General features: G+C 72.1%; 10 protein-coding genes. 2 read left to right on the top strand and 8 right to left on the bottom strand.

Annotated features, from left to right (window positions below; all coding sequences use genetic code 11):
- The first annotated feature begins 271 nt into the window (after positions 1–271).
- Both ACLQ21_RS05860 and ACLQ21_RS05855 read left to right on the top strand, forming a co-directional pair.
- Positions 272–1,771: a lipase maturation factor family protein gene (locus ACLQ21_RS05860; protein ID WP_425662309.1), complete on the top strand. Its 1,500-nt coding sequence runs from the start codon at positions 272–274 to the stop codon at positions 1,769–1,771.
- Positions 1,772–2,093: 322 nt separating this feature from the next.
- Complete coding sequence (locus ACLQ21_RS05855) at positions 2,094–3,260, top strand: NINE protein (RefSeq protein ID WP_425662308.1); 1,167 nt, start codon at positions 2,094–2,096, stop codon at positions 3,258–3,260.
- A gap of 303 nt (positions 3,261–3,563) precedes the next feature.
- Here ACLQ21_RS05855 and ACLQ21_RS05850 read toward each other — a convergent pair whose 3' ends face one another.
- From ACLQ21_RS05850 to ACLQ21_RS05815, 8 genes are all read right to left on the bottom strand, one after another.
- The gene (locus ACLQ21_RS05850) at positions 3,564–4,778 is read right to left on the bottom strand and encodes an FUSC family protein (RefSeq protein WP_425662307.1); all 1,215 of its coding nucleotides are present in this window, start codon (positions 4,776–4,778) and stop codon (positions 3,564–3,566) included.
- Between the two features lie 100 nt (positions 4,779–4,878).
- Positions 4,879–5,070, bottom strand: coding sequence for a hypothetical protein (locus ACLQ21_RS05845; protein WP_425662306.1), 192 nt, complete (start codon positions 5,068–5,070; stop codon positions 4,879–4,881).
- Positions 5,071–5,539: 469 nt separating this feature from the next.
- Positions 5,540–6,406 (bottom strand): NAD(P)-dependent oxidoreductase, encoded by an 867-nt coding sequence (locus ACLQ21_RS05840; RefSeq protein ID WP_425662305.1) that lies wholly within the window; start codon positions 6,404–6,406, stop codon positions 5,540–5,542.
- Between the two features lie 40 nt (positions 6,407–6,446).
- Positions 6,447–7,136 (bottom strand): GntR family transcriptional regulator, encoded by a 690-nt coding sequence (locus tag ACLQ21_RS05835; RefSeq protein WP_425662304.1) that lies wholly within the window; start codon positions 7,134–7,136, stop codon positions 6,447–6,449.
- Between the two features lie 70 nt (positions 7,137–7,206).
- Positions 7,207–7,980, bottom strand: coding sequence for an SDR family NAD(P)-dependent oxidoreductase (locus ACLQ21_RS05830; RefSeq protein ID WP_425662303.1), 774 nt, complete (start codon positions 7,978–7,980; stop codon positions 7,207–7,209).
- Complete coding sequence (locus tag ACLQ21_RS05825) at positions 7,977–8,921, bottom strand: sugar phosphate isomerase/epimerase family protein (RefSeq protein ID WP_425662302.1); 945 nt, start codon at positions 8,919–8,921, stop codon at positions 7,977–7,979. Before ACLQ21_RS05825 ends, ACLQ21_RS05830 begins: the two co-directional genes overlap by 4 nt.
- Positions 8,918–9,271, bottom strand: coding sequence for a putative quinol monooxygenase (locus ACLQ21_RS05820; protein WP_425662301.1), 354 nt, complete (start codon positions 9,269–9,271; stop codon positions 8,918–8,920). The genes ACLQ21_RS05825 and ACLQ21_RS05820 overlap by 4 nt, the downstream gene beginning before the upstream one ends.
- Positions 9,268–10,173, bottom strand: a complete 906-nt coding sequence (locus tag ACLQ21_RS05815; protein ID WP_425662300.1) for an NAD(P)-dependent oxidoreductase — start codon at positions 10,171–10,173, stop codon at positions 9,268–9,270. The genes ACLQ21_RS05820 and ACLQ21_RS05815 overlap by 4 nt, the downstream gene beginning before the upstream one ends.
- Positions 10,174–10,178 lie beyond the last annotated feature (5 nt).

Here is a 10,178-nt window from a genome sequence, read left to right as displayed (position 1 = left end):
GGGGATGGTCGGTGTCTTCGGCGGCGACCGTGCGGTCGACCTTCGAGCGTGGTCGCATCTGCGCCGCCCTTGTCCGAGAAGAGGAATCGGCTTCAGCATCCTCGGGCGATTGCAGGTGGTCAACACCCCAAAAGCCTCGATCCCGAGCTCCGCGGCTCGGCGCTTGATCCGAGCAGTCGAACGCGCGACCCTGGCCGTCGGGACCGACGACGGAGGTGGACGGTGATGGACACGGGAACGATGAGCAGGTCGGACCGGCGCGCGGTGTGACATGGATCTGGTCGCGATCATCGGCTGGCTCGAGGCACCGCACGCCGAGCTCGCGCGGCAGGTGCTGCAGCGCGGCACGGCCGCGATCTTCGCGGTCGCGTTCCTCTCGACCTTCATGCAGTTCCCCGCGCTGCTGGGCGAGCGCGGCCTCTCCCCCGCCCCGCGCTACATCGACGCCGGCGGGCTCGAGGGCCAGCCGAGCATCTTCCGGTGGCATTACTCCGACCGCTTCCTGCGCATCCTCTGCCTCGTCTGCATCGCGATCGCGCTCGCGCTCGTCGCGGGGCTGCCGCAGCTCGGCCCGCCGTGGCTGCCGCTGCTCGCCTTCCTGGTGCTGTGGATCGTCTACCTCTCGATCCTGCCGATCGGTCAGGTGTTCTACGGCTTCGGCTGGGAGCTGCTGCTGTGCGAGGCGGGCTTCCTCGTGGCGTTCCTCGGGTCGAATGCGGTCGCTCCCCCGACGCTCGCGCTGCTGCTGATCGTGTGGCTGGTGTTCCGGCTGGAGTTCGGCGCCGGGATGATCAAGATGCGCGGCGGCCGCGAATGGCGCGACCTGACGGCGCTCATGTTCCACCACGAGACGCAGCCGATGCCGAACCCGATCAGCCGCTGGGCGCACCTCGCGCCCGCGTGGTGGCACCGGGCCGAGGTGCTGGGCAACCACTTCGCGCAGCTCGTGGCGCCGTGGGTGCTGCTCGTGAGCGCGATCGGTGCGATCGGCTCGGTCGGCGGTGACGGGGCGGCGGTGACCGCGGTGCTCGGTGTGATCATGACCGTGTCGGCCGCCATCATGATCCTCACGCAGGGCTGGCTCGTGCTGACCGGCAACTTCGCGTGGCTCAACTGGATCACGATCGTGCTGGGATTCGCGGCGGTCGACGACCGGGTGGTGGCGTGGCTGCTGCCGACGTGGCCTGCCGAGCGCGAGTACGCGCCGACGCCCGTGTGGTGGAGCATCCTCATCGGTCTCGTCTTCCTTGCGTACGTCTGGCTCTCGATCCCGTCGGTGCGCAATCTGGCTTCGAAGCGGCAGATGATGAACGCGTCGTTCAACCGGCTGCGGCTTGCGAACGCCTACGGCGCGTTCGGCACGGTCACGAAGCGGCGCGACGAGATCGTGATCGAGGGCACGATGGCGGATGCCCCGGGCGACGACGACTGGGTCGAGTACGGCTTCAAGGGCAAGCCCGGCGACGTGCGGCGGGTGCCGGGCTGGTTCGCCCCGTACCACCTGCGGCTCGACTGGCTGATGTGGTTCCTGGCGCTCGGGCAGTACGGCACGTGGTTCCGGGTGCTGCTCGTGCGGCTGCTCGAGGCGGATGCGCCGACGCTGCGGCTGCTGGGGCACGACCCCTTCGACGGGGAGCGGCCGCGGTGGGTGCGGGCGCGCGTGTACCGGTACCGCTTCGCGACGCGTGCGCAGAAGCGGGAGACGGGCCAGATCTGGATGCGCGAGGACCGCGGGCTGCTCGTCGCCCCGATGGGGCTCGGCGCGGGCTAGAGCCGCTCCGGGTCGACCCTGCACCGATCTGCGGGTGGACGGCGCCTGCACCCGCGAATCGGTACCGGCGGGCAGGCGCGTTGCCGGCGGGCAGGCGCGTTGCCGGCGGGCAGGCGCGTTGCCGGCGGGCATCGCGTCTCCTGCACCGGATGGCGGGTCAGCCGCCGCCGCTCCCGCGGATCGGTACCGGACGTGCTCGGGCGATGGCTGTGTCAGTGGCCCTTCGTACCGTCAGAACAAGGCCGAGAGGATCTCACCTTTTGGCCGGTTCCTCGCCCATGGCTCCCCAGGCCGCCGGGCACTCCATGTACCGAGAGAGACCATGACCAGCATTCCTCCTCCGCAGGGCTTCGGCGCTGCGCCGCAGTCCCTCGACCCACGCTTCGATGCGGCCCCTGGCCACGCCGCCGCGCAGGGCTACGCCCCGGCACCTGGCTACGCCCCGACGCCGGGCTACGCTCCCGCGCCGCAGTTCGGCGGCCAGCCGCCGCTCAAGAGCTTCCTCGTCACGTGGCTGCTCGCGCTGCTCGTCGGCGTCCTCGGCATCGACCGCTTCTACCTCGGCAAGATCGGCACGGGCATCGCGAAGCTGCTGACGCTCGGCGGCTTCGGCATCTGGTGGCTCGTCGATCTCATCATCACGCTCACGGGCAACCAGACCGACAAGCAGCGCCGGCCGCTCGCCTTCTACGACCGGTACAAGAAGATCGCGTGGATCGTCACGGCCGCATGGATCGTGCTGGGCATGATCCTCGGTGCGGTGAACGGCGCGACGGCGGCGAGCCGCGCGCCCGTGGCCGTACCGGCCGCATCCGCACCGGCGACTCCGGTGACGGAGCCCGACGCCGCCGAAGAGTCGCTCGTGGAGCCCGTCGCCGAGCCTGCGGCTGAGGAGCTCGCGACCGAGGAGCCCGCAGCCGAGGCAGCGCCTGCGAACGCGGCCGCCGACTGGGCGGACGACACCTTCGGCACGTTCGAGCCGATCACGCAGGCGGGCGCTGGCGACTCCATCGTCGAGCTGCCCGGCTCTGTCGGGATGGTGACGGCAACGCACAGCGGCGCACGAAACTTCGTCATCCAGGTGCTCGACGCCAACAACGAGTCGACGGGGGACCTGCTGGTCAACACGATCGGCACGTACAGCGGCCAGACCGCGTTCGGCATGAACTCGTTCGGCGAGGGCGTGCGCGTGCAGATCACCGCCGATGGCCCGTGGGAGCTGACCATCGCCCCGCTCTCGGCCGCTCCGGAAGTCGCCCCGACCGGCTCGGGCGACGCCGTCTTCCTCTACAACGGCGACGCCGGAGCGCTCGTTGCCACGCACGCGGGCGAGCGCAACTTCGTGGTCATCGAGGAGACCGCAGAGATGTTCTCGATGGGACTGCTCGTCAACACCATCGGCGCCTACTCCGGCACGGTGCCGCGCAGCTCGGGACCGTCGGTCATCACCGTGACCGCGGATGGCGGCTGGACGCTCGCGGTGCAGTAGTCGCGCTGCACGAGAGCGGGCGTCGGGTGCGTTGCACTCGGCGCCCGCTTCGCGCGTGAGGGGGCCGCTCGGTCTCGACACGCTCAGCGCGCTGCGCGCGCGGAGCGGCTCGACCAACGGGAAGGGGCGCAGCCGCGCCGACCGGCTCGACCCCACCTCCGCGGTTGAGCCGCTCCGCGCCGAAGGCGCTGAGCGTGTCGAAACCAGTTCGACCGCCGCTCGGTCTCGACACGCTCAGCGCGCTGCGCGCGCGGAGCGGCTCGACCAACGGGAAGGAGGCGCAGGCGGCTCGATCAGCGAGGGCTACGCGTGCTCGGCGTTCTCTGCGGCCGCCGCCCAGTCGACCCGCTCGCGCATCGCGCGCAGCGCGAAGACGACCGTCGCGACGCCCGACTCCGGCTCGTCGTGCTCGATCGAGCGCCGGTAGAGCGCGTCGATGGCGTCCTGCGACGCGGTCGACGCCGCATCCATCCCCTCGCGGTCATGCCACGCCTGCAGGTGCGCACCGAGCGCCTCGACCGCGTCGGCGGCGAGCTGCCGCTCGTCGCGCTCGAGCGTGATCGCGATCGGCCGATCCCAAGCGGTGGCGGCGAGCGCGTCGAGCACGTCGTCCATGCGCTGCACCACCGAGCGGAGGGCGCTCACCGCCTGCTCGTCGACGTCGAGGTCGTGACGGTGCCACAGCATCCGCAGGTTGAAGCGCCGCGCGTCGCGCGCCTCGTCGACCTGGCCGTCGAGCGCGGCCACCCGGTCTCGCAGCTCGGGTCCCCAGCTCGCCCAGTCCTCGCGCTCGGGCGGCCAGTCTCCGCGCAAGGTCTCGGCCAGCACCCCGGTGCGCTCGGCCAGGTCGGCGACGGTCTCGTGGATGCGCTGCCGCGTCTCGCGGTCGTAGAGCGGCGGCAGCGCGACGGCGTTGACGAGTACGCCGAGCGCCATGCCGACCACGAACTGCCCGACGTAGCCGATCGCGTACCCCTCGGCGTCGACGCCGCCGAAGATGATCACGAGCACTGCGACGACCGGCACCACCGTCGCCGCCTGACCGAACCGCGGGATGCCTTGCATCAGCACCCCGACACCGGCGATCAGGCCGATCTTGACGAAGCCCGGCCACTCGACCGCGAGCAGGCCCATGCCGACCAGCGCACCGACCGTCATGCCGACCGCCTGCGTGAGCGCCGTGCGCGCGACCGTGAAGATCGTGGTGCCAGTGGCGACGAAGGCGCCGAGCGGTGCGGCGTACGCGTAGTCGGCGAGCTCCGGGCCCAGCTGGTTCGCCACCAACCACGCGCCCATCGCGGCGAGGGCGGCGCGCACCGCGATCGCTATACGAAACAGCGGAAGCGCTCGCGCGACCGAGCGCTTCGCGACCTCCGCCGCAGCCTTCGCGTCGGGGGCGACCGATGCCATCATCGGCAGGCCGCTCTCGCCATCAGCGCGCGCATCCGAGGTCGACGCGCCGTCGCCTTCGACGGCGTCGTCGTGCGCCTGGTCGCGCGGATCGTCGGGGCGGGCCACCGTGCCAAGGTATCCGGCACAGCGGAGGGCCGGTACTGAAGGCGCCACGGCAACGCGAAGCGGGGCCGTTCCGGTGGGAACGGCCCCGCTGGTGATGCCGTCACGACAGCAGGGTGCGAGCGAGTGCATCCATCGAGAAGCGGTCACGAGCGGCGACGGCCTGCTCGTAGGCCGCGGACTCGCGGCGCTGGTGCGCGGAGACGTCGGGCCGCATGGCCCAGCGCTCCAGCAGTCGGGATGCACGCAGCGCGAGCCGGCGAGGAGCCGGCAGCGAGAGCGTCAGCGTTGACATGGTGGTTCTGCTTTCTGGCATGGCGATATCGCCCCTGGAATGGGCATGCGATATCGCTGGAGGAATTGCGTGGAATTAGCGCGATCGAATGCACCGAAATGGTGCGGATGCGCCGGAATGCGACGACCGGGCAGGCTCGGTCGCGATGGACGCGGCCGGCGCAGCGGTCGCTGCTCAGCGTGCGGTGAAGGGAGGCGCAGGGCTCAGATGCCTGCTGTGGCCTGGCCAACGCGGTGCCTGGTGAGGCAGGCCGATGGCCCTTGCGCTCCGCGCTAGCGGATCCCGCCGGGCAGGAGGGCTCCAGTGATCTGGGTCTTGTGAGTCATGAACACGAGCTCCTCCTTTCTCGACGTGCGGGAGTTCGCAGGAGAGAACGTATACCGCGTTCACAGCGGAATGCAAGTGCCATCTTGGAATTCGGCCGAGCAATGCGCGGAGGACACCGGATCTGTCCCCCGAATGCGCGGACTCAGCCCAGGTAGGTCTCGATCACGCGGCTGTCGTCGCGGCGCTCGAGGCCGACGGAGGCGGCGAGCAGGAAGCGCTCGCGCGCCGCGGCGAGCACGGGCACGTCGGCGCCGACGTTCGCGGCCGCCTCGGCGACGAGGCCGGAGTCCTTCACGAAGATGCCGACCGTGCTCAGGACCGGGGCGTCGGTGTCGAGCAGCATGCGGGGGCCGCGGTCGCTGAGCATCCAGCTGCCGGCGGCTCCGCCGCCGACGAGGTCGAGCACGTCGGCCTTGTCGAGCCCGAGCGCCTCGCCGAGCGCGAGGGCCTCGGCGGCGGCGACGATGTGCACCGAGCACAGGTGCTGGTTGACGACCTTGATGGCCTGGCCCTGGCCGAGCTCCTCGCCGACGATGCGCGCGGTGCCGAGCGGGCGCAGTGCGTCGGCGACGGCGGCGAGGTCGGCGGCAGCGCCCGAGGCGAAGATGATCAGCTCACCGGTCGTGGCCCGAGCGACGCCGCCGGTCACCGGGGCGTCGACGACTCGACCACCGGCGGCCGCGAGCTGCTCGCCTGCCCGACGCACGGCATCCGGACCGACGGTCGACATGACGACCCACGTCCGGTCGGCAGCGACGCGCGTCTCGATCGCCTGGGCGACGAGCTCGTCGAGCTGGTCGGGCGTCGCGACCATCACGACGACCGTGCCGTCGGCGGGCGCCTCGGCGATCGACGCGACAGCCGCGATGCCGGCCTCGGCGGCGCGCGCTCGCGCGGCTTCGAAGGGGTCGACGCCGGTGACGGCGAAGCCGGCTGCCGCGATGCGCTGCGACATCGGGGTGCCGATGGCGCCGAGTCCGACGAAGACGACAGTGGGATCGGTGGTCATGGGATGCCTTCCGGTCTGTGCCGAGCGTCGAGTCGCGCGGTCAGCGCGCCAGTGCCGCTTCCATGCGCGCCGCGATGACGTCGCGCGCCGAGGTGTTGTGCGCGCGCAGCACGCCGCGAGCGAGGTCGGCGTCGCCGCTCGCTATCGCGTCGACGATGGGCGCATGGCGCGCGGCCGACATGTTGGCGATCGCGGTCTCCTGCCCTGCGGCGGTGATGACGGCACGTGCGAGCCCGCTCACGCGGCGCCACGACTCGACGAGCGTCTGGTTGCCGCTCGCCATGCAGATCGCCTCGTGGAAGGCGAGGTCGGCCGCGACCTGCTCGGCGATCGTGCCCCGCTCGCTCTCCTCCATGCGCGCGAGCGCCTCGCGCAGCTGCGGCACCACCTCGTCGAGGTCGTCGCGCTGGCAGACCACCTCGGCCGCCGCCGACTCGAGCGCGAACCGCACGTCGAAGATCTCGCGGACCTCTGCCGGCGTGACGACGCGCACCGAGAGCCGGCCGCGCGAATCCTTCGACAGCAGGCCCTCCTCCTCGAGGTGCCGCAGCGCCTCACGAAGCGTGCCCCGCGAGACGCCGAGCGACGCGCTCAGCTCGGTCTCGGCGAGATGGGTGCCGGGCGCGAGCTCGCCCGTGCTGACGGCGGAGCGCAGCCGGTCGAGGATCAGCTCCCGCCGCGTGACGCGCTCGATCGATCCGAGGGATCGGAACTGCGCTTCGATGGCCATGTTGCCCACGGTACCGAGCATTCCTTCCTTCTGTCCCGGCGCACCGGGGGTCGGTGAGCGCGGCTCGCGCTCAGTGGAGGTGGCTTGCGCCGTTGATGTCGATGTTCGTGCCCTGCAGGTAGGCGGCGTCGTCGCTCGAGAGGAACGCGAAGACGGCCGCGATCTCCTCGGTGGTCGCGACGCGGCCGATGGGGATGTCGGCGGCGAGCTTCGCCTCCGACTCCGGCGTCGCGCCGACGCGGATGTTCGTGTCGACGGCGCCCGGCGTGACGGAGTTCACGGTCACGCCCGAGGCGGCGATCTCGCGCGCGAGCGCCTTCGTGAAGCCGAGGATCGCCGCCTTCGCCGCCGAGTACGGCACCTTGCCGAACACGCCGCCGCCGCGCTGCGCGGAGACCGACGACATGTTGACGATGCGCCCCCAGCCGGCGTCGAGCATGCCCGGCAGGAACGCCTTCGTGACGAGGTAGGTGCCCGTCGCGTTGACGGCCATGACCTTGTTCCACAGCTCGAGCGTGGTCTCGAGGAACGGCACCGGCGAGGTGATGCCGGCGATGTTCGCGAGCGCGCCGACGGTCGGCAGGCGGCCGGCGTCGACCTCGGCCTGCACGGCCGTGTGGGCGGCGGCGACGGATGCCTCGTCGGCGACGTTCACGGAGGTGCCGAACGCCGGCACGCCGTGCCGCTCGGCGATCTCGGCGGCGACCTGCGCGGCGCGGTCGCCGTCGAGGTCGAGGATGGCGATCGCCCAGCCGTCGCGGGCGTAGCGGTCGGCGACGGTCATGCCGATGCCGCGCTCGGAGGCGGCGCCGGTGACGACGGCGGTGCGCTCGGTGCTGGTCATGATGCTCCTTGGGTGTTCCGAGACGGATGGGTCGGGTCGGTGGGGTCGCCGAGTCCCGCGACGAGCGGCGCGATGCGGGCCGCGGCGTCGCGGATCGCCTCGACGCGAGCGGCGCGGGCGTCGTCACCCATGGCGCCGGTCGCGCCGTCGACGTAGGCGCGCGAGGGCAGCTCGAGCGCGAAGCCGCCGGCGAAGCCGACCTCGTCGAGCGCACGGAGGGCGGCGGCGAAGTCGACGTCGCCGGAGCCGATCGCGCGGCTGAACTCGCCCGGCACGGCATCCCGCAGGTGCACGTGAGCGATGCCGTCGCGCCAAGCGCGGATGGTGTCGACGAGGTCGTCGTCGGCAGCGACGACGTGCGCGACGTCGAGGATCGGGCGCACACCGCTGCCCTCGAGCCGCGCGTGCAGCGCGTCGGCGCGGGCGCGGTCGAAGCACAGGCGGAGGAAGTGGAGCGACTCCACCCAGAGCTCGACGCCGTGGGCGGAAGCGGTGGCGGCGGCGCGGGCGAGCGCGGTCGCGACCCGGTCGAGGTCGGAGTCGAGGTCGACGATGGGCTCGTGCCCGAGGGAGCCGCACGGCAGCACGAGCGCATCCGCGCCGATCGCTGCAGTGAGCCGCACGAGTCGCTCGACGTGGTCGGCCTGCGCGTCGATGTCGGCACCGGGGTCGTTGAAGTCGCCGACGTCGCCGTTCACGCTGCGCACCCGCAGGTGGCGCGTGGCGAGCGTCGACGCGACCTTCGCGATGGCGGCGTCGTCGAGCTCGAACGGCACGTGGTCGCAGACGCCGGGCAGGGCGCCGAGGTCGATCTCGGTGAAGCCGAGCCGCTCGATCTCGACGAGCGCCTCGTCGAGCGTCAAGTGCTGGAACGAGATCGTCGAGCACCCGAGCCGGCGGGGCAGGGTCGCCGACGGCGCTCCCCCGTGGGGCGAGCTCATGGCAGCACGACACCCTTGCGGGCATCGCCGATGGGGATCGGGGTGTAGCGGGTCACCTCGACGGGGCTCGCGAGCAGGCCCTCGAGCTCGGCGTTGAAGTCGGCGACCGGCTCGGCGGCTCCGTGCGCGTCGAGCAGCTCGGCCGAGTCCCAGTGCTCGATCATCGCGATCGTGCCGTCCTCCGCCTCGTTGATGGCGTAGAGGTTGCAGCCCTCCTCGGCGTGCACGCGCGGGATGACGCGCTGCATCGCGGCGAGCACCTCCTCGCGCTTGCCCTCGACGGGTCGGAAGATCGCGGTGACGACGACGGGCGCGTCAGTGGCGGGTGTGTGAGACTCGGCTGCGCTCATAGTTGCTCCTTCTGTGCTGTGCCAGCGCTGCGGCTGACGGTCCTGTAGATGCCGGAGTGGTCGAGACCGCCGTCGCCCGCGGCGGATGCGGCTTCGAACAGTGCGAGGGCCGTGCGGGCGGCGTCGAGCCGCAGTCCCGCATCGTCGGCGGCCTCGCGCGCGAAGCGCAGGTCCTTCACCTGGTAGTCGATCGTGCCGCCCGGCTCGAACGACTCGGTGATCCAGTGGTGCCGCTTCTGCCGCAGCACCTCGCTCGACGCCAGCCCGGAGCCGAGCGCGTCGGCGAGCGCCTCCGGGTCGATGCCGCTCGCGCGGGCGAGCGCGAAGGCCTCGGACAGCGCGGTGATCGTCTCGGCGACGACCAGCTGGTTGCACAGCTTCGCCATCGCGCCCGTGCCGGTCGCGCCCATCCGCGTCACCCGGGATGCGCACGGGGCGAGCAGCTCGGCGAGCTCCGCGACCTGCGGTTCGGTGCCGCCGACGAAGAAGCTGATGCGGCCCTCGGCCGCGCCGAGCACGCCGCCCGACATCGGGGCGTCGATGACCTCGATGCCCTCGGCGGCGAGCTCGTCGGCGAGCGCCCGCACCGCGACCGGTGAGACGGTGCCGTGCACGACGAGCATGGGGCGCTCGACGTCGGCCGCCCGCCAGCCGGCGAGCAGTCCGTCGTCGCCGACGAGCAGCTCGCGCACCTGGGGCAGGTCGGGGAGCGCCGTGAGCACCACCTCGGTCGCCGCGGCCGCGGGCGTCGCCGCGACCGTCACGTCGAGCCCCTCGTCGCGCAGCGCCTCGGCGCGCGACGCGCTGCGGTTCCAGACCGTCAGCGCGCCGCGCGCCGCGAGCCTGCGCGCCATCGGCAGGCCCATGGCGCCGAGCCCGAGGATGCTCAGCGAGCGGCTCATGGGAC

It is taken from the genome of Agrococcus sp. DT81.2 (assembly GCF_049844935.1).
Lineage (GTDB): Bacteria > Actinomycetota > Actinomycetes > Actinomycetales > Microbacteriaceae > Agrococcus.
Note: the sequence above shows the minus strand (reverse complement) of the source record. Positions and strands in the feature narration are given on the sequence as shown.